Origin of the sequence: Streptomyces sp. VTCC 41912, assembly GCF_045799175.1 — a bacterium.
In the GTDB taxonomy this organism is placed as follows: Bacteria; Actinomycetota; Actinomycetes; order Streptomycetales; family Streptomycetaceae; genus Streptomyces; species Streptomyces albulus_C.
In genome coordinates, this window is the sequence record NZ_JBJMAB010000037.1 from 1 (window position 1) to 21,135 (window position 21,135).

Sequence of the window (21,135 nt, forward strand, 5' to 3'; positions counted from 1 at the left end):
TGCACACCACCCCCGCAGGCCCGTCACCGCACCCAACAGCCCCGCGCAGCGGACAACGCCCGCGCCGCAGGCGCAAAACAGCAACCCCCACGGCGGGACAGCCAAAAACGTGGGAAGAGAACCGCCCGTCAGGGCGCAACGTTCGAGGGCCCCCGCAACGCCTGTTCCGTGCGGGCCGTTGATTCCGCGTCGCGGAGCACGCGGACGGCGTTCTGCCAGGTCAGTTTGGCGATGTCGGTGGGCGACCAGGTGCGGTCGAGGAGTTCGGCGATGAGGTTCGGGTAGCCCGCGACGTCGGCCAGGTCGGCGGGGGTGAAGGCGGTGCCGTCGAAGTCGCCGCCGATGCCGATGTGGTCGATGCCGGCGACCTGGCGCATGTGGTCGAGGTGGTCGGCGACGGTGGCCGCGGTGGCCGTGGGGCGCGGGTTGGCGGCTTCGAAGGCGCGTTGGACGGCCATGCCCTGTGCGGTGGTGTCGAGGTGGTGCAGGCCGTGGGCGCGCATGTTCTCGTCGGCGCGCAGCGTCCATTCGACGGCCGCGGGCAGCACGAACTTGGGGACGAAGGTGGCCATCGCGACGCCGCCGTTGGCGGGCAGTTGGGCCAGGACGTCGTCGGGGATGTTGCGCGGGTGGTCGCAGACCGCGCGGGCGGAGGAGTGCGAGAAGATCACCGGCGCGGTGCTGACCCGGAGCGCGTCGCGCATGGTGTCGGGCGAGACGTGCGAGAGGTCGACGAGCATCCCGCAGCGGTTCATCTCGCGGACGACCTCTTCGCCGAAGGCCGACAGGCCGTGGTGGCGCGGGGTGTCGGTCGCCGAGTCCGCCCAGTCGTTGTTGTCGTTGTGGGTGAGCGTCATGTAGCGGACGCCCAGGGCGTGGAAGGCGCGCAGCGTGGCCAGCGAGTTGTTGATCGAGTGGCCGCCCTCGGCACCCATGAGGGAGGCGATCCGGCCCTCGGTGCGGGCGGCCTCCATGTCGTCGGCGGTGGTTGCCAGTCGTAGGTCGGCTGCGTAACGGGTGGTCAGCTGGTGTACGACGTCGATCTGCTCCAGGGTGGCGCTGACGGCGTGGTCGCCGGCGTAGTCGGAGCGTACGTACACCGACCAGAACTGTGCGCCGACCCCGCCGGCCCGCAGCCGGGGGATGTCGGTGTGCAGGTTGGCGCTCTGGTCGGTGGCGACGTCGCGCTGGTCGAGGTCGTAGCGGACCTGTTCGCGCAGGGCCCAGGGGAGGTCGTTGTGGCCGTCGACGACGGGCCAGTCGGCGAGGAGTTCCCGCGCCGCTTCCTGGGCGGCCGTCACTTGCCGCTCCCGAAGCCGAACCCGGCGGATCCGGCGACCTTGTTGCGCAGCCGCCGGCCCTTCTCGGTGGCCTGCTCGTTCAGTTCCTGCTGGAACTCCCGCATGCGGGCGAGGAGTTCGGGGTCGTGCGCGGCGAGCATCCGGGCGGCGAGCAGTCCGGCGTTGCGGGCGCCGCCGACCGAGACGGTGGCGACCGGGACGCCGGCCGGCATCTGGACGATGGAGAGCAGGGAGTCCATGCCGTCGAGGTACTTCAGCGGGACGGGGACGCCGATGACCGGCAGGGGGGTGACGGAGGCGAGCATGCCGGGCAGGTGGGCGGCTCCCCCGGCGCCGGCGATGATCGTCTTGAGGCCGCGGCCGGCCGCCTGCTCGCCGTACGCGACCATCTCGTGCGGCATGCGGTGGGCCGAGACCACGTCGACCTCGTAGCGGATCTCGAACTCTTCCAGGGCCTGGGCGGCGGCTTCCATGACGGGCCAGTCGGAGTCGGAGCCCATGACGATGCCGACGACGGGGGCGTCGGAGGGGCGCGCGTCAGCGCTCGTCGAGGGGTGGCGGTCGGGCGCCGGGCGGGCTGTCATTCCGTGATCGTTCCTCGCAGGTAGCCGGCGGCGTGCGCGGCGCGCTCACGCACGTCCGCCAGGTCGTCGCCGTAGGTGTTGACGTGCCCGACCTTGCGGCCCGGCTTCACGTCCTTGCCGTACATGTGAATCTTCAACTGCGGATCACGGGCCATGCAATGGAGGTAGGCCGCATACATGTCCGGGTAGTCACCGCCGAGCACGTTGGCCATCACCGTCCAACGGGCGCGCGGGCGGGGGTCGCCGAGCGGGAGGTCGAGGACGGCCCGGACGTGATTGGCGAACTGCGAGGTGATCGCGCCGTCCTGGGTCCAGTGACCGGAGTTGTGCGGGCGCATGGCCAGCTCGTTGACGAGGACGGCGGGCGTGCCGTCGGCGTCCCGGACCTCGAACAGCTCGACCGCGAGGTGCCCGACGACGCCGAGTTCGTCGGCGATGCGCAGGGCGAGCTGCTGGGCGCGGGCGGAGAGATCGTCGGAGAGGTCGGGGGCCGGCGCGATCACGGTGTCGCAGACGCCGTCGACCTGGACGGACTCCACGACCGGGTAGGCGACGGCCTGGCCGTGCGGGGAGCGGACCACGTTGGCGGCGAGTTCGCGGACGAAGGGGACCTTCTCCTCCGCCAGGACGGGCACGCCGGCGAGGAAGGGTTCCGCCGCCTCGTTGGAGGATCGTACGACCCATACGCCCTTGCCGTCGTAGCCGCCGCGGACGGTCTTCAGGACCACCGGGAAGCCGCCCGAGTCGCCGCCCGGCCACTCGCCTTCGGCGAGGTGCTCCGCGCCGCTTCCGCCGATCTCGGCCGCGAAGCGCGCCGCGTCGGCCGGGTCGGACACGATGCGGTGGCGCGGGCAGGGCGCCCCGATGGCGTCCAGTTTGGCCCGCATCACGCCCTTGTCCTGGGCGTGCACCAACGCGTCCGGGCCGGGCCGGACGGGAATGCCCTCGGCCTCCAACGCCCGCAAGTGCGCGGTGGGGACGTGCTCGTGATCAAAGGTGATCACGTCGCACCCGCGGGCGAAGGCGCGCAGGGTGTCCAGATCGCGGTAGTCGCCGATGACGACTTCGCTGACCACCTGCGCCGCCGAGTCCTGCGGGGTGTCACTGAGGAGCTTGAACTTGATGCCGAGGGGGATACCCGCCTCGTGGGTCATACGGGCGAGCTGACCGCCGCCGACCATGCCGACTACCGGGAACGTCACGCCCCCAGGGTAGCCGCCCGACAGTCGTGCACCCGACCCGGAGTTGGAGGATCGTCCGAGGGCAGGCGTTCGAGGGCGATCGGGAAGATCGACCACCGCGGTGAGGTTCCGGACCGGCGGCGGGGCGGTTCCGCCCCGGCCCGGTGATGGGGGGAGGCCGCATGGAGAGCGGCGACATAACGAGGAGTTCCCGGGCGCTGGTGACCGTCATCGCGGTCGCCGCGCTGCTGATCGCCGTCTACACGGTGGTCAGCGAACTGTCCGGGCCGGAGGTGTACGGCCCCGGCGACACCGAGATCGAGGTCTCCGCCGGCGACCGCTTCACCATCGAGGTGCCCGACGACCCCGCGGACGGCCGGCGCTGGATCGTCGCCGCCCCGCGACCGGATCCGGCCGTTCTGCGGGCCACCGGCGAGGAGGCCGCACCGGCGGCGGCCGGTGGGCAGCCGTCCCCGGGCCGCGGCTCGCGCGCACTGGACTTCGAGGCCGTCCACCCGGGCCGCACCGACCTGCGGTTGCTGCGGTGCCGACGGTGCGCGACCGGGGCGGCGGACGAGCCCGGGGCGCGCGCCCTCAACTTCCGGATCACGGTCGACTGAGGGGTCCGCGCCCCACCCGCCGTGACCGCATTCATGCGCCCCGTCGCGGGACGGACCGCCCGCGCACCGCCGCACAGGAGCCGTGGTTAGCATGAGGGTGCCTACCGGGTCGCCGGCCCGCCTACCGCCCACGACGGGGAGCTGAACGATCACCATGAGTGAACGGAGCGCGCTGCGGTCGCGGTTGGAGGCGTTCACCCGGGAAGTCGTGAAGTTCGGTGCCGTCGGCGGGGCCGGCGTCGTGGTGAACTTCGCGGTCTTCAACCTCGTCCGGCACCTGACCGAGCTGCCGGTCGTCCGGGCGAGCATCGTGGCGACGGTGGTGGCCACGGCCACCAACTACGTCGGCTACCGCTACTTCGCCTACCGGGACCGCGACAAGCGCGGCCGGACCCGCGAGCTGACGCTGTTCCTGCTCTTCAGCGTGGTCGGGCTGGTCATCGAGAACGGCATCCTCTACGCCGCGACCTACGGCTTCGGCTGGGACAGCTCGCTGCAGAGCAACGTCTTCAAGTTCCTCGGCATCGGGATCGCCACGCTCTTCCGCTTCTGGTCGTACCGCACCTGGGTCTTCCGGGCGCTGCCCGCCCGGGAGGCGGTGCAGACCGCCGAGTCGTTCCTGGCGGACGGCTCCCGGCTGCCGAGCGGCACCACCCGGAAGTAGGCCCCGCCCGCCGCCCGGTGGGGCTCACTCCTCGGTGGGCTCGCCCTCCCGGGCCAGGAAGAGGGCGAAGACCGGCGGGTGTTGCTGGAGCAGCTCCAGGCGGCCACCGTCCGCCTCGGCCAGGTCACGGGCGACGGCGAGCCCCAGGCCGGTGGAGTTGCGGCCGGAGACGGTCCGTTCGAAGACCCGCGAGCCGAGGTCCGGCGGGACGCCGGGACCGGCGTCGGTGACCTCCACGACCGCCTGGTTGCCGGTGACGCGGGTACGCAGGGCGACCGTGCCGTCGCCGTGCATCAGGGAGTTCTCGATCAGGGTGGCGAGCACCTGGGCGACCGCACCGGGGGTGCCGACGGCCCGCAGGCTCTTCTTGCCGGAGCGGACGATGGCCCGTCCGGCACTGCGGTAGGCCGGGCGCCACTCCTCGATCTGCTGCTTGACCACCTCGTCGAGGTCGAAGGCGACCGCCGAGCCGGAGCGCGGGTCCCGGGAGTTGGTCAGCAGCCGCTGCACCACGTCCGTCAGGCGCTCCACCTGGGCCAGCGCGATGGTGGCCTCTTCCTTGACGGTGTCCGGGTCGTCGGTGAGGGTGATCTCCTCCAGCCGCATGGACAGCGCGGTCAGCGGGGTGCGCAGCTGGTGCGAGGCGTCGGCGGCGAGCCGCCGCTCGGCGGTGAGCATCCGGGCGATCCGCTCGGCGCTGGCGTCCAGCACGTCGGCGACCCGGTCCAGCTCCTGGACGCCGTAACGGCGGTGGCGGGGCCGGGGGTCGCCGGAGCCGAGCCGCTCGGCGGTCTCGGCGAGGTCGGTGAGGGGTGCGGTGAGCCGGCGGGCCTGCCGGACGGCGAGCACCACGGCCGCCAGGATCGCCAGCAGCGCGACGGCCAGGATCACCAGCAGGGTCCGGCCGATCTCCGCGCTGACCGTGGAGCGGGACTCCTGGACCCGGACCGATTCGCCGCGGTCGCCGCGCACCTCCGACTCGATCACGTCGCCGACCGGCCGCTGCCCGATCTCGATCCTCGGCTTGCCGGGGACCGTGATCTCGGCGTAGCGGTGGGCGGTGATCTGCTCCGAGAGGATCTGCGGGGTGATCTTCTCGCCGCTGCCCAGTCGGCTCTCCACTATCCCGACCAGGCGGACCGCCTCGGAGGCCACGCTCTCCTGTGCGCCGGACTGGATGGTGCGGGTCTCGACGATCACCAGGGAGACGCCGAAGACGGCGATGACGACGAGCACCACGGCGAGCGTGGAGTTGATCAGTCGGCGGCGCACGGGCCCCTAGCTCTTCTCGAAGCGGAAGCCGACCCCGCGGACGGTGGCGATGTACCGGGGGTTGGCGGCGTCGTCCCCGAGCTTCTTGCGGAGCCAGGAGATGTGCATGTCCAGCGTCTTGGTGGACGACCACCAGGTGGTGTCCCAGACCTCGCGCATGAGCTGGTCGCGGGTGACGACCCGGCCGGCGTCCCGCACCAGGACCCGCAGCAGGTCGAACTCCTTCGCCGTGAGCTGGAGTTCCTCGTCGCCCATCCAGGCGCGGTGCGACTCGACGTCGATCCGCACGCCGTGGGTGGCCGGCGGCTGCTGGGGCTCGGCGGTGGAGCCGCGCCGCAGCAGGGCCCGGACCCGGGCGAGCAGCTCGGCGAGCCGGAAGGGCTTGGTGACGTAGTCGTCGGCGCCGGCGTCCAGCCCGACGACGGTGTCCACCTCGTCGGCGCGGGCGGTCAGCACCAGGATGGGGAAGGAATGGCCTTCGTTGCGCAGCCGGCGACAGACCTCGAGACCGTCCATGCCGGGCAGCCCCAGATCCAGGACCACGAGGTCGATGTTGCCCTGGAGACCGGCGTCGAGGGCCGTCGGGCCGTCCTCACGCACCTCGACGTCGTAACCCTCGCGGCGCAGGGCGCGGGCGAGCGGCTCCGAGATGGACGCGTCATCCTCGGCGAGCAGTACACGGGTCATGGGCCGATGGTAGTCCGATGTATCGACAGGCAGGGGCGGACCAGCACGGATGGGCGACAGCGGGCCGGTTTCCGCGCCCGCTCGCACGTCTCGGACCGCGGGCGCACGGGTGCGGGCGCGGTCGTACAGGCGGTTGCGGACGGTTCCCCACGCCAGTGTGAGCGTTCTCTCACCACTCCCAACCGGCCGGTGAGCGGACGTATGGTGTCCGGAACGTTCAACGCACAACCCCAGGACCCGTGGCGCAGAACTGACGTCATCGGTCCTTGTTGTGTGCGGGACTGGCATCCCCAGTCCCTTACACAGTGAAAGACCTGTCGACCGGGTCCGCCGGCCGCATTGTTGCGGCACGGGGGCGTGGATCCCGGTGTTCGGCCTTCCGCCGGCCCCCTCCTGTGGGTCGAACCTCCCGGACGTGAGGGCGGGCAGGGCGGCGCCGGTGCCGGTCATCCCCCACCCGGGCGCATACCGAACCCCTCGGACGCGTCCCGAGCAGCAAGGAACCACCATGGCGTCCAGCCTGACGAAGGACGCGGCCCAGCAGGGAACCCCTGTCAACGGCGGCAAGACCTTCTTCGGCCACCCCCGCGGCCTGGCCACTCTCTTCATGACCGAGATGTGGGAGCGCTTCAGCTTCTACGGCATGCGTGCCCTGCTCGTCCTGTACCTGATCTCCGGCGGTTCGGACGCCAAGGTGGGCTCCCAGGGCGGCGGACTGGCCATGACGGCCGCCTCCGCGACGGCGATCTACGCCGTCTACATGGCCCTGGTCTACCTGCTCGCCATGCCCGGCGGTTGGTTCGGCGACCGCGTCTGGGGCCCCCGCAAGACGGTGATCGTCGGCTCGTGCGTGGTCATCGCGGGCCACATCGTGCTGGCGATCCCGGGCCAGACCTTCTTCGTCGGCCTGGCGATGGTGGCGTGCGGCTCCGGTCTGCTGAAGTCCAACATCTCCACGATGGTGGGCCACCTCTACGACGGCCCGCAGGACCCGCGCCGGGACGGCGGTTTCACCGTCTTCTACATGAGCATCAACCTCGGGTCCATGGCCGCCCCGATCATCGTCGGCGGCATCGGCCAGGGCATCAACTGGCACCTGGGCTTCGCCACCGCGGCGCTCGGCATGGCGCTGGGTCTGATCCAGTTCCTGATCGGCACCCGGAACCTCAACCCGCAGAGCAGCCAGGTGCCGACCCCGCTGGCCGCCGCGGAGCGCAACAGCTGGCTGCGCAAGGGCCTGATCTGGGCCGTCGTCGCCGCGGTCTTCTACGGCATCGTCGTCGGCACCGGCCACTTCACGCTCAACTGGGCCCTGGTCCCGCTGGCCGTCATCGGCATCTGCGTCCCCTGCTTCGTGCTGCTGCGCATCAAGCGGGACAAGGACCTGAGCAGCACCGAGCAGGCCAAGGTCAGTGGCTACCTGTGGTTCTTCTTCGCCGCCGCGGTCTTCTGGATGATCTTCGACCAGGCCGGTTCGACGCTGAGCGTCTTCGCCGAGAAGAACACCGCGGAGACCGTCTTCGGCCTGGGCTTCCCGTCCTCGTGGATGCAGTCGGTCAACCCGGTGTGGGTGCTGGCCCTGGCCCCGGTCTTCGCCTCGGCGTGGATGGCGCTGGCCCGCCGCAACCGCGAGCCCAGCACCCCGGTGAAGTTCGCCATGGCGATGGTGCTGATCGGCGCCTCGTACGTCTTCTTCCTGCTGCCGATCGCGATGTCGTCCGACGGCACCAAGGTCAGCCCGATGTGGCTGATCACGGTCTACGGCCTGCAGACGATGGGCGAGCTGTGCCTGTCCCCGGTCGGCCTGTCGGTGACCACCAAGCTGGCGCCGCAGAAGTACGCCAGCCAGATGATGGGCGTCTGGTTCCTCGCCGTCACCGCCGGTGACAGCGTCATCTCCCTGGTGTCCATCGCGGGCGCGGACCTCAGCGGGGTGGGCGTGCTGGTCACCGAGGCCGCACTCGCCGTCCTGGCCGGTGTCGCGGTCTTCATGTACCGCAAGAAGATCACGCCGCTCATGGGCGACGTGCACTGATCGGTTCCCGGTAGTGGGCAAGGGCCCGGCGCGCTGGTGCGTGCCGGGCCCTTCCCCTTTTCCCTGAGCGGGCTTCGCCCTGAGCGGGCTTCACCGTGAGCGGCGAAGGGCCGTCAGCGGCGCAGTCGCCGCGGGGCGAAGGTGAAGACCGCGGCGCCGAGCAGGAGCACGGTGCCGGCGAGCACGCCGAGGGCGGTCAGCGCGCCGTGGTCGTCCGCGCCGGTCTGGGCGAGGCCGCCGGCGCTGCCGCTGCCGCCGGACGCACTGCCCGTCCCGGCCGTGCCGCCGCCGCTGGACGTCCCGCCGGTGGAGCCGCCCGAGGTGCCGCCGGGCTGGGCCGCGGTGTCGAGCACGAGCGAGGCCCCGGGGTCCTTCTCCGGGGTGCAGGTGGTGGTGGTGCCGAGGGCGTTGACGGTGAGGACGCCCGGGGTGAGCGTGGCCTTGCCGCTCGCACCGGGCTTGTAGGTGCCCTTGAGGTCGGGTATCTCGATGGGTTGGCCGGACTTGATGGGCTGGGCGTTGGTGGGCCCCTCGACCTTCACGGAGCCCTTGTCGGCGCCGCCCACCTTCACGTCCATCGACGGTTTGACCGACCCCTTGGGGATGTCGGCGGGGCTGTCCATGACGGACTTGGCGAAGTGCACCGTCAGGTCGTAGCCACCGCCCTTCTTGACGCCGTCGATCTGGACCGGCGAGGTGGCCTTCTTGTCGCCGATGGGCGTCTTGCAGGCGTAGGGGACCTGTACCTGCTTGCCCTTGTACGCGGTGCCGTCGGGGTCGCCGCCCGAGCCCCCCGGGCCGCCGCTGGTGCCGGAGCCGCCGGAGGAGCCGGTGGAGCCGCCGGTGGAACCGGTGCTGCCGCCGGTGGTCGCGCCGCCGGAGCCGGTGGTGCCGGAGCTCGTTCCGCCGGCCGTGCTGCCGCCGCTGCTGCCCGTCCCCCCGCTGCCCGTGGTGCCGCCGGAGGAACCGCCGCCGTCCGTCACCTTGAGGGTGACCGCCGGCTGCACCGCCTCCTTGGGCGTGCACTTGGTGTCCGTGGAGATCGGCTTGTTGACGTTGATGGTGTAGGCGCCGGGCGTCAGCGTGACCTCTCCCGGCGCGGTGAGCTTCAGCGTGCCCTTCATGACGGACAGCTTCATCGGGCTGTTCTTCGGGATCGGCGGGTTCTGCCGGGGGCCCTGCACGGCCAGGTCCCCGGTCTGCGCCCCGGCGACCTTGATCGTGCCGGACGGCTGGACGGTGTCCTTGCCCAGGTCGAGGATGCCGGGGTTCTGCGACGCGGCCTGGACCGTCGTCCAGACCACCTCGATCGCGTCGCCGACCTTGGCGGTCGCCGGCGCGGTGACCTCGACCTTGGTGGTGCCCTCCACGGGCGGCAGGCCCGAGATCGGCGGCGGCTGGCACTCGGTCTTGTACGCCACGTCGGCCGCCTGCGCGGTCCCGGCGGCGGCGACCACGCCCGCCCCCGCGAGCACCAGTGCGGCCGTCGCGGCCAGGGTCGCTCTCCTGCGCCGTCCGGTCGGCCTCGGCGGCCCGGTCGGCCTCATCAACGTCATCACGGGGAACCTTTCGACGGGGGTCCTTCGGTTGATGTGGTGGACGGTGCGGTGTCCTGGGTGAACCACGGCAGGGCGGCGGTGCCGGCCGGTGGTGCGGTGCCGGGGCCCGTGCCGGGTCGTTCCTGGTGTCGGCTCCGCGGCCGGGCCTGTTGCCGGCCCGTGCCGGTGCGCCGCGGGTGCGGGCGGTGCGTCGCCCTGCGGGGGCGGACGGTGGTGCCCGGTCGGGGCGGGCGGACGCGGTCGACGACCGCCATCCCGATCCGGAACACCGCCGTGGGGACGACCAGGCACAGCAGCAGCCAGAAGAGCGTCACGCCCCACGGCCGGCCTACCTCCCACGGCTGTTCGACCAGCACCTTGCCGCCGTACTTGAGGGAGACCAGGTAGTCCCCGTGCGCGCCGGCGGCCAGCTCCACCGGGAGCCTGACCTCGGTCTTCTGCCCGGCGGGGACGGTCCCGCGCCACTGCTGGTCCTCCCACTGGGGCGCGAAGACGCCGTGCGAGGTGCCGACCTGGAAGACCGGGTCCTTGGCCGGCATCGAGCCCAAGTTGCCGACGGTGACGGTCAGTTCGCGCTGCGGCGGGGCGCCGAACCAGGTGAGGAGTCCGCTGCTGCCGGTCAGCCGGGGCTGCGCGAGGACGGCCAGCCGGCCGGCGCTCACGTCCTGCGGCAGCGGGGCGACGGGGTGGCCGGCGACCTTGAACGCGGCGTCCGCGGCGTCCGCCGGGCCGGTCGCGGTCGCCACGTGCACGACGCAGGGGCAGGGTTTGGGCGGTTCGGCGACCGGCAGGGCCTTGCTGAACGCGCCCCGGTCGTCGGTGGTGACGGTCCGCCCGTCGGCGTTGGCGCACGCGTTGGTGCCGCCGATCATGTTCTGGCCGCAGATCAGCAGCATCAGCAGGGTGTGCGGGCGCCAGCCCCGCCCGGTGACGGTGACGTCGCCGCCGGCGCCCGCCTCCTTCGGGGAGACCGCGGCGGAGGGCGGATCGCCGGCCGCGGCGGCGTGCGCGGCGGGGGCCGGCAGGCCGGGCAGCAGGGCCGGGAGCACGGCCAGGACGAGGGCGGCGAGCAGGGCGGGCGGCCGGCACCGTCGTCCGAGGCGCCCGGAGGCTCGTCTTCCGCTCGTTCGCGCGCCCGGCCCGAGGCCCGCGCCGACCCCGCCGCCCCGTCCGTTGCCGGCGTGCTCGCCGCTCTCACCGCTCTCACCGCTCTCGCCGTTCTCGCCGTTCTCGCCGTTCACCCGCGCACCCCTGATCCCGTCTTCGCGACCGTCGTGGTGGAGCTCGTCGTGCCCGTCGTGGTCGTTGCGGCCGCCCCGCGCGTCCCGGTGCCGTTCGCCGGTCGGGTGCCGGCGGTCACCCGGGCACCGGGCCGGTGGGGCGGGGGCCCGCCCCCGTCGTCGGGTCCGGGACCGGCCCCGCCGTCGCCGGTCGGCGCCGCCCGCCCGCTGCGCCCGCGGCGCCGACGGACCGCCCAGGCGCCCCCGCCGGCCGCCAGGAGGAGCGCCGCCGCGGCACCCGTCCCCCAGGGGACGGCGGTGTATGCGGCGGTGCCGGTGTCCTGCGCCCCGCCCGCCGCGGTCGCGGTGAGCGTGACGTGGACCGCGTCCAGGGCGGGCGGATCGGACCAGGTCTCGGTCCGGGCGGTGCGGGCGCCGGGCGGCAGGACGTCCGGCAGCGGGCGGGCGGGCCGGCGCAGCAGCGTGCCGAAGAGGCCGTCGGCGCGGACCGCCACCTGTGGCCGGAGCGCGGTGTTCCCGCGGTTGACCAGGGTGTACCGGATCACCGCTGCGCTCCCCTGCCGGGTCACCGAGACGTGTTCGACGGTGAGCGCGGACAGCGTCGGCCCGGTCACCCGCAGCCGGACGGGTATCCGGATCCGGGCGCCGGGACCGGTGACGGTGAGCGCGGCCGGGTGGCTGCCGGGGGCGGCGGTGCGCGGCACGGCCGCCGTGAACGGCACGCTCGCCTGCGTCCGCGGCGGAACCGTCACCTGCGCCGCGCCGAACGCGAGCCACGCCCCGGCACGTTGACCGTCGCCCCCCTCGCCGTCGCCGGCCAGCCGTACGGTCAGCGGCCGGTCGGACGGGTTGCGCACGGCCAGCCGGTCGGTGAGCGCGCTGCCCGCCGGCCCCTCCAGGTAGAAGGACGTGCGGGCGGTGCCGGTCGGCGCCGCGGACCAGCCGGGTGCGGCGGTGGTGGACGGCCCGGCCGCCGCGGCGGGCGGACGGGCCGCGGCCACCGCGGGGCACGGCAGGACGACGGCGGCCGCGAGGACGGCGCCGGCGGCCGCGGTGCGGAGTCGGAACGGCATCGGCGGCTCCCGGTGGAGGTCAGGCCCGTTGGTGACGGCGGGTCAGCCAGAGCGCGCCGGCCGCGCCGGCCAGCAGCACGGTGCCGCCGAGGGTGCCCAGGGCGATCGCGGAGTCCGCCGGTCCGGTCTGCGGCAGTTGGCCGCCGCCGGTCGATCCGCCCGCCGCCGCGGAGCCCCCGCTACCACCGGAACCACCACTGCCGCCCGTACCGCCGCTGCCCTTCACGTCCAGGGTCAGTGCCGGCTTGGGGTGGTTGCTCGGCGTGCAGGTGGTGGTGGTGCCCAGCGCCTTGATGGTGAGCGTGGAGGCCGTGAAGGTGACCTTCCCGCTGGCCTTGGGGGTGTACGTGCCGCTCAAGTCACTGATCTTGATGGGTGTGTTGGCCGGTATCGCCTGGTCGTTGGGCGGGCCGCTGACCGCGACCGTGCCGCTCTCCGCGCCGCCCAACTGGATCACCGCGCTGGGGCTCATCGCCCCCTTGCCCAGTTCGACGGGGCTGGAGGAGACGCCCTTCTGGAACGACATCACGAGCTTGTACGAGCCGCCGCTGGGCGTCCCCTTGATGTCGATGGGCGAGACCGCCCCCTTGTTGCCGATCGGCGTCTTGCACTGGTAGTTGACGTCGACGACCTCGGCGTGTGCGACGGGCGCGGTGAACAGCACCGCGGATCCGGCCGCCGTGACCGCGGCCGCGGCCAGCCCGGCCGCCCGCCGCGGCCGCCTGCCGTGTTGTGCGTGGAAGCGGGCCACCTTGAGTTCCCCTTCTCCCGGGTGCGCGCCGCCGGATGTTACTGACGGCACATCAGATTGGGCGCTCAAGGTACGCCCGGGAGGGTGTCGAGGGAAGGCACAGCACAGCCCCGATGCGCGGCGGCGACCGGATCCGTCCACGGGACGGGCGTCCGCCCCGGTCACGCCCCGGGCCGGAGGCGGCCCCGGACACGACGAAGCGCGGGCCGGTGGGCCCGCGCTCGCCTTCCGCTCGTCCGCCGCCCCTTCAGGAGGGTGCGGCCAGCTCCGCCCAGACGGTCTTGCCGGCACCGTCGGCGTTGCGCACCACGCCCCAGTCCAGGCACAGCCGCTGCACGATGAACATGCCGTGGCCGCCCGGGCGTCCGGGGCGGTGCGGGCTGCGCGGCGCCGGGGAGCCCGCTCCCAGGTCGCTGACCTCCAGGCGGAGCACCTTCGCGGCGCAGCGCAGCCGCAGCTCCTCGGGGCCCTCGGCGTGCAGGCAGGCGTTGGTGACCAGCTCGGAGACGACGAGCAGCACGTCCTCGGCCGCGGCCCGCTGATCGGCGGTGGCGGCCGGCAGCCAGCCCCAGTCGTTCAGCGCCTCCCGGGCGAAGTCGCGGGCCCGGGCCACGGCGCCCCGGGTGCCGGCCAGGCGCAGCCGACGAATCTGACCTGTGGGGACGGCAGCGGAAGCGCCGGCGCCGCCCGGCTCCGGGCCAAGATCGCCCGGCGGGTACGGCCGGGTGGTGCTCATCAGCGCTTCACCTCACCGATTCGCCTGTTCACGGACAACAGATACCTGACTGATTCAACGGATTCAGGTGTCTCCTGCCCGACCGGACCGTGAGAACACCCACTTCTTGGGAACGGAAGTTGTGACGCCGACTACGCGCCCGGATCGGAGCCGTCCGGGCTTCGCGTCCGGTCAGTCGGCCAGGGCCGCTTCGAGCGAGTCGTGCACCGTGAAAACCGCCTCCGCGCCGGTGATCTCGAAGACCCTGGCCACCACCGGTTGCATCCCGGCCAGATGGACGCCGCCGCCCGCGGCCTCGGCTTTCAGCCGGGCGCCGAGCAAGACGTTCAGCCCGGTGGAGTCCATGAATTCCAGGGGTGAGCAGTCCACCACGAGGCGTGCATAACCGTCGTCGATGCAGCCTTCCAGTGATTCCCGCAACAGATCCGCGGTGTGGTGATCCAGCTCACCGGCGACCGTCACCACCGCACTGGCGCCGTGATGGCGGATCTCGACGTGAAGCCGACCACGGCTTGCACTGCCGACCGTCCCGCGGTCCATCCGAGCGCACCCCTCTTGCTGCCTAGACGACTGTTTTGGTGACGACATTGCTTATGACTGCGCGGGTCGAACCCTACGCCTTCCTGACGTTCACCGGTAGCCGCAGAAAGGGCATAGCGCAAGATTGCGGACAACACGCACTTGCCTTCTTCCGGCGAAGCCAGGTAGGCGTAGAAGGACACATTCGAAACGGCCGGCTTTGGAGGCGCCGCACACCGCAGCTTCATGCAGAGGCTTCGGCAGCCATATGCCGAGAACGATGGAGGAGACACATGTCACCCCGGCTCGACGAATTGCGTATCGAGGACGAGCAGCGAACCGCTTCGTCGACACCCCGGTCCGATGCGACCGGTCACATTCCTTCCCAAAAGCATGCCGCGGCAACCGACCCGGTGAGCGTGCCCGAGCTCGACGACCTGCCCGAGATCCCACCGTTCGACGAAGTGGGTCCGGTGGATGCCAGGGCGCTGTCGAAAACTCTCTTCGAGCGGCTGGAAACGCTGGAAGAAGGCACGCACGAATACGCGTACGTCCGCAACACCCTGGTCGAGCTGAACCTCGCCCTGGTGAAGTTCGCGGCCTCCCGGTTCCGTTCCCGCAGTGAGCCGATGGAGGACATCGTCCAGGTCGGCACCATCGGTCTGATCAAGGCCATCGACCGTTTCGAGCTCAGCCGCGGCGTGGAATTCCCGACGTTCGCGATGCCGACCATCGTCGGCGAGATCAAGCGTTTCTTCCGCGACACCAGCTGGTCGGTGCGGGTTCCGCGACGTCTGCAGGAACTCCGCCTGGACCTGGCGAAGGCGGGCGACGAACTGGCGCAGAAGCTGGACCGGTCACCCACGGTCGGCGAACTCGCCGAACGCCTCGGCCTCACCAAGGACGAGGTCGTCGAAGGGATGGCCGCGAGCAACGCGTACACCGCGAGCTCGCTGGACGCCCAGCCCGAGGAGGACGACAGCGAAGGCGCGCTGGCGGACCGGATCGGTTACGAGGACCACGGCCTCGAAGGCATCGAATACGTCGAGTCGTTGAAGCCGCTGATCGCCGAACTCCCGTCCCGGGACCGGAAGATCCTCTCCCTGCGGTTCGTCGCCAACATGACGCAGTCCGAGATCGGCGACGAGCTGGGCATTTCGCAGATGCACGTCTCCCGTCTGCTCTCCCGCACCCTCGTCCGGCTCCGCAAGGGCCTGATGGTCGAGGAGTGACCCCGCGGTCGGCGCCGGCCCCCACGGCCGGCTGACGCCCGTGCACACGAGGGCCCGCCCCGGAATCGTCCGGGACGGGCCCCCAGTGCGTCCGGGGCGTCCCCCGCCCCCCGACGGCGTCGCAGCGGCGCCAGAAGGCGTCAGAAGGCGTCAGAGGCGCACGCCGCGGTGCCAGACGTCGGTGACCAGCGGCACGCCCGGCCGGTAGGCGAGGTGGACGTGGGACGGGGCGTCCAGCAGGAGCAGGTCGGCGCGGGCGCCGGGGCTGATCCGGCCGACGTCGTCGCGGCGCAGCGCCCGGGCGCCGCCCGCGGTCGCCGACCAGACCGCCTCGTCCGGCGTCATCCCCATGTCGCGCACGGCCAGCGCGATGCAGAACGGCATCGAACTGGTGAAGGACGAGCCGGGGTTGCAGTCGGTGGAGAGCGCGACGGTGGCGCCGGCGTCGAGCAGCGGACGGGCGTCGGGCCACTGGGCGCGGGTGGAGAACTCGGCGCCCGGCAGGAGCGTGGCGACGGTGTCCGACTGGGCCAGCGCGTCGATGTCGGCGTAGGTGAGGTGGGTGCAGTGGTCGGCGGAGGCGGCGCCGACCTCGACGGCGAGCTGCACGCCGGGGCCGTGGCCGAGTTGGTTGGCGTGCACCCGGGGCACCAGGCCCTTGGCCTTGCCGGCGGTGAGGATGGCGCGCGCCTGGTCGCCGTCGAAGGCGCCCCGCTCGCAGAAGACGTCGACCCAACGGGCGTGCGGGGCGCAGGCGTCCAGCATCGGTCCGGTGACCAGGTCGACGTAGCCGGCCGGGTCGTCGGCGTAGTCGGGCGAGACGATGTGCGCGCCGAGGAAGGTGACCTCGTCGGTGTGGGCGGCGGCGATGCGCAGCGCGCGGGCCTCGTCCTCGACGGTCAGGCCGTAGCCGGACTTGGTCTCCTGGGTGGTGGTGCCCTGGCGCAGGCCCTCGGCGAGGTAGCGGGCGACGTTGGCGTGCAGTGCGTCGTCGCTGGCGGCGCGGGTGGCGGCGACGGTGGTGCGGATGCCGCCGGCGGAGTAGGGGCGGCCGGACATCCGGGCGTTGAACTCGGCCGTGCGGTCGCCGGCGAAGACCAGGTGGGAGTGGGAGTCGACGAAGCCGGGCAGGCCCGCCCGGCCGGCCGCGTCGACGGCGTTGTCAGTGGCCGGTGCTTTGCTGGAGGGACCGACCCAGGCGATGCGGTCGCCGTCGATGACGACCGCGGCGTCCTGGATCAGACCGAGGGGGCCTTCGCCGAGGGAGGGGTCGTTGGTGACGAGCTGGGCGATGTGGGTGATGGCGGTGGTCGGCGCGGAGGTCGTCGTCATCGCGGGGGTGTTCTCCTTCGTCCGCGGGTGGCGGGGCCCGGGCCGGCTGGGGGTGGCTGCCGACGGTGGCCGGGCGGGGGTGGGGGTCAGCCGCGCACGGCGGCGATGGCGTCGGCGAGGGCGGTGGGCACGTCGGGCACGCGCGTGTGCGTCCCGTCGCGGACGATGTGCCGCCCGCCCACGACCGTGTGCCGCACGTCCGCCGCGGTGGCGGCGAATACGGCCGTCTCGGCGCCCAGTCGCGGTACCGGTCCGGCGGTGCGTACGGAGTCCAGCCGGATCGTGGTGAGGTCGGCGAGCGCCCCCGGTGCGAGGGTGCCCGCGTCGTCCCAGCCCAGGGCGGCGTGCCCGTCGCCGGTGGCGGCGCGCAGCAGGGCGGCGGCGGTCCAGTGGCCCCGGGTGCGGGTGCGCAGCCGCTCGTTCAGCTCCATGGCGCGGGCCTCTTCGAGCAGGTCGATGACGGCGTGGCTGTCGCTGCCGAGGGAGAGCGGGCTGCCCTGTTCCTGGAGCGCCACGGCCGGGCCGATGCCGTCGGCGAGGTCCCGTTCGGTGGTCGGGCACATGCACACGCCGGTGGTGCTGCCGCCGAGCAGCGCGATGTCCTCGTCGGTGAGGTGGGTGGCGTGCACGGCGGTGGTGCGCGGGCCCAGCACCCCGTGGTCGGCGAGCAGTTGGGTGGGGGTGCGGCCGTGGGTCGCCCAGCAGGCGTCGTTCTCCGCGGTCTGCTCGGAGAGGTGGACGTGCAGGGGCGCCTGCCGCCGGCGGGCCCATTCGGCGACGGTGGCCAACTCCCCGGCGGGGACGGCCCGCACGGAGTGCACCGCGGCGCCGATCCGGGCGTGCTCGGCGCCCTTGAGCGCGTCGGCGCGCTCCGCCCAGGCGTCCGCGGTGCCGTCGGAGAAGCGCAGTTGGTGCTGGTTGGGCGGGTCGCCGAAGCCGGCGGAGAGGTAGGCGGTGTCGAGCAGGGTGATCCGGATGCCGGCGTCGGCGGCGGCCGCGAGCAGCGCCCGGCCCATCGCGTTGGGGTCGTCGTAGCGGGTGCCGCCGGGCGCGTGGTGCAGGTAGTGGAACTCACCGACGCAGGTGATGCCGGCGAGCGCCATCTCGGCGTAGGCGGCGCGGGCGAGCGCGTGGTAGCTGTCCGGGGTGAGCCGGTCGGCGACGCCGTACATCACGTCGCGCCAGGTCCAGAAGGTGCCGCTGCCGACCTGCACGGAGCCGCGCAGGGCACGGTGGAAGGCGTGGCTGTGGGCGTTGGCCAGGCCCGGGAGGGTCAGGCCGCGGAGCGCCTCGGCGCCCGGCGGGGGTGTCGGGGTGTCGGTGCGGACGGCCGTGATCCGCCCGTCCGCCGTCTCCACACTCACGCCGGAGGCGACGTGCGAGCCGAGCCAGGCGTGTTCGAGCCAGTACGTCTTCGGTGTTGCCTCGGGCGTCAGCGGCACGCCAGCCCCTCCAGTACGTCGGCGAGTGCGGTGACCCCGGCGACGCAGTCGTCCTCGGCGGCCGTCTCGGCGGGCGAGTGCGAGACGCCGGTCGGGTTGCGGACGAACAACATGGCCGTCGGGACGGTTGCGGACAAAATACCCGCGTCGTGTCCGGCGCCGGTGCCCAGGACCGGTACCGGCCGTTCGCCCTGCTTGCCGAGGAGGGCGCCCAGTTCGTCCCGCAGGGCGTGCTGGAACTCCACGACGGGGGTGAAGGACTCGCGGACGACATCGAGGTCGACGCCGTCGCGGGCGGCCCGTTCGGCGGCGGCCCGCTCGATGCCGGTGATCACGGTGTCCAGGGTGTCCTGGCCGGCGGCGCGGGCGTCCAGCCAGCCGCGGACCAGCGAGGGGATGGCGTTGACGCCGTTCGGTTCGACGCTGATCTTCCCGAAGGTGGCCAGGGCGCCGGCCAGTCGGGCCTGCTCGCGGGCGGCGAGCACGGTCGCGGCGTAGGAGAGCATCGGGTCGCGGCGGTCTTCCAGGCGCGTGGTGCCGGCGTGGTTGGCCTCGCCGCGGAAGTCGAACCGCCAGCGGCCGTGCGGCCAGATGGCGGAGGCGATGCCGACCGGGTCCCCGGACAGGTCGAGGGCGCGGCCCTGCTCGACGTGGAGTTCGACGAACGCCCCGATGGCGGCGAGCCGCTCCGGATCGGGGCCGATCGCCTCGGGGTCGTGGCCGGCGCGCTCCATGGCCTGCGGCAGGGTGACGCCGTCGCCGTCCCGCAGCCGGTGCGCGGCCTCGGTGGTCAGGGCGCCGGCGGACAGCCGGGAGCCGACGCAGGCCAGCCCGAAGCGGGCGCCCTCCTCGTCGCCGAAGTTGACGATCGCCAGCGGCTTGGTGAACTCCGTTCCCCGCCCGCGCAGTTCGTCGAGGGCGGCGAAGGAGGACACCACGCCCAGCGGGCCGTCGAAGGCGCCGCCGTCCGGGACGGAGTCCAGGTGCGAGCCGGTGACGACGGCCTCGCCGGGGGCCACGTCCCGGTAGGTGGTGGCGCCGAGCCAGGCCCACTGGTTGCCGTTGCGGTCGAGTTCGTAGGCGAGTCCGCGGGCCTCGGCCTGGGCCCGGAACCACGCGCGGCAGTCGGTGTCCGCGCCGGTCCAGGCGAAGCGGCGGTAGCCCCCGGAGGAGGAGTCACGGCCGAGCGGCCGCAACTCCTCCCACATCTCGTGGAACGAGGAGCTCACGCGCCCTCGCCCTCGCGCATCGGGATGCGGACGCCCCGCTCGGCGGCCACCTCGTCGGCGCGCTCGTAGCCGGCGTCGACGTGGCGGATGACGCCCATGCCCGGGTCGTTGGTGAGCACCCGGCGGATCTTCTCGCCGGCCAGCGGGGTGCCGTCGGCGACCGTGACCTGTCCGGCGTGGATCGAGCGGCCCATGCCGACGCCGCCGCCGTGGTGCAGGGAGACCCAGGAGGCGCCGGAGGCGACGTTGACCATGGCGTTGAGCAGCGGCCAGTCGGCGATCGCGTCCGAGCCGTCCTTCATGGCCTCGGTCTCGCGGTACGGGGAGGCGACGGAACCGCAGTCGAGGTGGTCGCGGCCGATGGCCAGCGGGGCCTTCAGGGTGCCGTCGGCGACCATCTCGTTGAACCGCTCGCCGGCCTTGTCGCGCTCGCCGTAGCCGAGCCAGCAGATCCGGGCGGGCAGGCCCTGGAAGTGGACCCGCTCCCCCGCCAGCTTGATCCAGCGGGCCAGCGACTCGTTCTCGGGGAAGAGGTCGAGGATGGCGCGGTCGGTGGCGGCGATGTCGGCCGGGTCGCCGGAGAGCGCCGCCCAGCGGAACGGGCCCTTGCCCTCGGCGAAGAGCGGCCGGATGTAGGCGGGGACGAAGCCGGGGAAGGCGAACGCCCGCTGGTACCCGGCGAGCTGGGCCTCGCCGCGGATGGAGTTGCCGTAGTCGAAGACCTCGGCGCCGGCGTCCATGAAACCGACCATGGCCTCGACGTGCTTCGCCATCGACTCGCGGGCACGCTGGGTGAAGTCGGCGGGCTTCTCGGCCGCGTAGGCCGCCATGTCGGCGAAGTCGATGCCGACGGGCAGGTAGGCGAGCGGGTCGTGGGCGCTGGTCTGGTCGGTGACGATGTCGATCGGGGCGCCCTCGGCGAGCATCTGCGGGAGGAGCTCCGCGGCGTTGCCGAGCAGGCCGATGGAGAGCGGCTTGCGCTGGTCGCGGGCCTCGACGGCGAGCTGGAGGGCGTGCTGGAGGTTGTCCGCCTTGACGTCCAGGTAGCGGTGCTCGATGCGGCGCTCGATGGCGCGCGGGTCGCAGTCGATGCAGAGCGCGACGCCGTCGTTCATGGTGACGGCGAGCGGCTGGGCGCCGCCCATGCCGCCGAGTCCGGCGGTGAGCGTGATGGTGCCGGCCAGCGTCCCGCCGAACTTCTTCGCCGCGACCGCCGCGAAGGTCTCGTAGGTGCCCTGGAGGATGCCCTGGGTGCCGATGTAGATCCACGAACCGGCCGTCATCTGGCCGTACATGGTGAGGCCGAGGGCCTCCAGGCGGCGGAACTCCTCCCAGTTGGCCCAGTCGCCGACGAGGTTGGAGTTGGCGATCAGCACCCGCGGCGCCCACTCGTGCGTCTGCATCACGCCGACCGGCCTGCCGGACTGGACGAGCATCGTCTCGTCCTGCTTGAGCGTGGTCAGGGTGCGCACCATGGCGTCGAAGGAGCGCCAGTCACGGGCGGCCTTGCCGGTGCCGCCGTAGACGACGAGCTGGTCCGGGTGCTCGGCCACCTCCGGATCGAGGTTGTTCTGCAGCATGCGCAGCGCGGCTTCCTGCTGCCATCCCCGTGCGCTCAGCTCCGTACCGCGCGGTGCCCGCACGGGTCGCGGTCCCGACATGGGCCGTGCCTCCCTG

19 protein-coding genes are annotated in these 21,135 nt (G+C 72.8%); 4 read left to right on the forward strand and 15 right to left on the reverse strand.

Annotated elements, in window-relative coordinates; genetic code table 11:
- Positions 1-128 precede the first annotated feature (128 nt).
- The 3 genes from ACJ6WD_RS33390 to ACJ6WD_RS33400 are packed head-to-tail and all read right to left on the reverse strand — an operon-like array spanning position 129 to position 3,087.
- Positions 129-1,301 (reverse strand): dipeptidase, encoded by a 1,173-nt coding sequence (locus ACJ6WD_RS33390; RefSeq protein ID WP_233658120.1) that lies wholly within the window; start codon positions 1,299-1,301, stop codon positions 129-131.
- Positions 1,298-1,885: a 5-(carboxyamino)imidazole ribonucleotide mutase gene (purE, locus tag ACJ6WD_RS33395; RefSeq protein ID WP_016575654.1), complete on the reverse strand. Its 588-nt coding sequence runs from the start codon at positions 1,883-1,885 to the stop codon at positions 1,298-1,300. Before purE ends, ACJ6WD_RS33390 begins: the two co-directional genes overlap by 4 nt.
- Complete coding sequence (locus ACJ6WD_RS33400) at positions 1,882-3,087, reverse strand: 5-(carboxyamino)imidazole ribonucleotide synthase (protein ID WP_407617128.1); 1,206 nt, start codon at positions 3,085-3,087, stop codon at positions 1,882-1,884. Before ACJ6WD_RS33400 ends, purE begins: the two co-directional genes overlap by 4 nt.
- Before the next feature lie 161 nt (positions 3,088-3,248).
- On the opposite strand from ACJ6WD_RS33400, the gene ACJ6WD_RS33405 reads away from it, so the two are divergent.
- Together ACJ6WD_RS33405 and ACJ6WD_RS33410 are read left to right on the forward strand one after the other, a co-directional pair.
- Positions 3,249-3,686, forward strand: coding sequence for a protease inhibitor I42 family protein (locus ACJ6WD_RS33405; protein WP_407617129.1), 438 nt, complete (start codon positions 3,249-3,251; stop codon positions 3,684-3,686).
- 154 nt (positions 3,687-3,840) lie between these two features.
- Positions 3,841-4,350 carry a GtrA family protein gene (locus ACJ6WD_RS33410; protein ID WP_331248026.1) on the forward strand — a complete coding sequence of 170 codons (510 nt, stop codon included), beginning with the start codon at positions 3,841-3,843 and terminating at the stop codon, positions 4,348-4,350.
- 24 nt (positions 4,351-4,374) lie between these two features.
- Here the strand turns inward: ACJ6WD_RS33410 and ACJ6WD_RS33415 are convergent, their stop codons facing one another.
- Together ACJ6WD_RS33415 and ACJ6WD_RS33420 are read right to left on the reverse strand one after the other, a co-directional pair.
- A complete protein-coding gene (locus ACJ6WD_RS33415) occupies positions 4,375-5,622 on the reverse strand; it encodes an ATP-binding protein (RefSeq protein ID WP_016575658.1) in 1,248 nt (415 codons plus the stop codon).
- Between the two features lie 6 nt (positions 5,623-5,628).
- Entirely contained in the window at positions 5,629-6,309 is a 681-nt protein-coding gene (locus ACJ6WD_RS33420; protein ID WP_016575659.1) for a response regulator transcription factor, read from the reverse strand.
- Between the two features lie 508 nt (positions 6,310-6,817).
- Here ACJ6WD_RS33420 and ACJ6WD_RS33425 point away from each other — a divergent pair.
- Positions 6,818-8,344, forward strand: coding sequence for a peptide MFS transporter (locus tag ACJ6WD_RS33425; protein WP_233658116.1), 1,527 nt, complete (start codon positions 6,818-6,820; stop codon positions 8,342-8,344).
- 113 nt (positions 8,345-8,457) lie between these two features.
- Here ACJ6WD_RS33425 and ACJ6WD_RS33430 read toward each other — a convergent pair whose 3' ends face one another.
- The 6 genes from ACJ6WD_RS33430 to ACJ6WD_RS33455 all read right to left on the reverse strand — a co-directional run bounded on the left by ACJ6WD_RS33430 (position 8,458) and on the right by ACJ6WD_RS33455 (position 14,244).
- Entirely contained in the window at positions 8,458-9,900 is a 1,443-nt protein-coding gene (locus ACJ6WD_RS33430; RefSeq protein WP_233658115.1) for a hypothetical protein, read from the reverse strand.
- Positions 9,900-10,976, reverse strand: coding sequence for a hypothetical protein (locus ACJ6WD_RS33435; protein ID WP_407617147.1), 1,077 nt, complete (start codon positions 10,974-10,976; stop codon positions 9,900-9,902). The genes ACJ6WD_RS33430 and ACJ6WD_RS33435 overlap by 1 nt, the downstream gene beginning before the upstream one ends.
- A gap of 164 nt (positions 10,977-11,140) precedes the next feature.
- Positions 11,141-12,217 carry a hypothetical protein gene (locus tag ACJ6WD_RS33440; protein ID WP_407617130.1) on the reverse strand — a complete coding sequence of 359 codons (1,077 nt, stop codon included), beginning with the start codon at positions 12,215-12,217 and terminating at the stop codon, positions 11,141-11,143.
- 19 nt (positions 12,218-12,236) lie between these two features.
- Entirely contained in the window at positions 12,237-12,968 is a 732-nt protein-coding gene (locus ACJ6WD_RS33445; protein WP_233658113.1) for an LPXTG cell wall anchor domain-containing protein, read from the reverse strand.
- 247 nt (positions 12,969-13,215) lie between these two features.
- Positions 13,216-13,704, reverse strand: a complete 489-nt coding sequence (locus tag ACJ6WD_RS33450) for an ATP-binding protein (RefSeq protein ID WP_016574221.1) — start codon at positions 13,702-13,704, stop codon at positions 13,216-13,218.
- Positions 13,705-13,875: 171 nt separating this feature from the next.
- On the reverse strand, positions 13,876-14,244 hold the full coding sequence (locus ACJ6WD_RS33455) for an STAS domain-containing protein (RefSeq protein WP_233658112.1): 369 nt from the start codon (positions 14,242-14,244) through the stop codon (positions 13,876-13,878).
- Positions 14,245-14,516: 272 nt separating this feature from the next.
- Here ACJ6WD_RS33455 and ACJ6WD_RS33460 point away from each other — a divergent pair, with 272 nt between their 5' ends.
- Positions 14,517-15,455 (forward strand): RNA polymerase sigma factor SigF, encoded by a 939-nt coding sequence (locus tag ACJ6WD_RS33460; RefSeq protein WP_233658111.1) that lies wholly within the window; start codon positions 14,517-14,519, stop codon positions 15,453-15,455.
- 150 nt (positions 15,456-15,605) lie between these two features.
- On the opposite strand, the gene hutI is transcribed toward ACJ6WD_RS33460, so the two are convergent.
- The 4 genes from hutI to hutU all read right to left on the reverse strand — a co-directional run bounded on the left by hutI (position 15,606) and on the right by hutU (position 21,119).
- Positions 15,606-16,787, reverse strand: a complete 1,182-nt coding sequence (hutI, locus tag ACJ6WD_RS33465) for an imidazolonepropionase (protein ID WP_020963685.1) — start codon at positions 16,785-16,787, stop codon at positions 15,606-15,608.
- 86 nt (positions 16,788-16,873) lie between these two features.
- Entirely contained in the window at positions 16,874-18,229 is a 1,356-nt protein-coding gene (locus ACJ6WD_RS33470; RefSeq protein WP_407617131.1) for a formimidoylglutamate deiminase, read from the reverse strand.
- Positions 18,220-19,437, reverse strand: coding sequence for an allantoate amidohydrolase (locus ACJ6WD_RS33475; RefSeq protein WP_233658132.1), 1,218 nt, complete (start codon positions 19,435-19,437; stop codon positions 18,220-18,222). The genes ACJ6WD_RS33470 and ACJ6WD_RS33475 overlap by 10 nt, the downstream gene beginning before the upstream one ends.
- A gap of 17 nt (positions 19,438-19,454) precedes the next feature.
- Entirely contained in the window at positions 19,455-21,119 is a 1,665-nt protein-coding gene (gene hutU / locus ACJ6WD_RS33480; protein WP_016574876.1) for a urocanate hydratase, read from the reverse strand.
- Positions 21,120-21,135 lie beyond the last annotated feature (16 nt).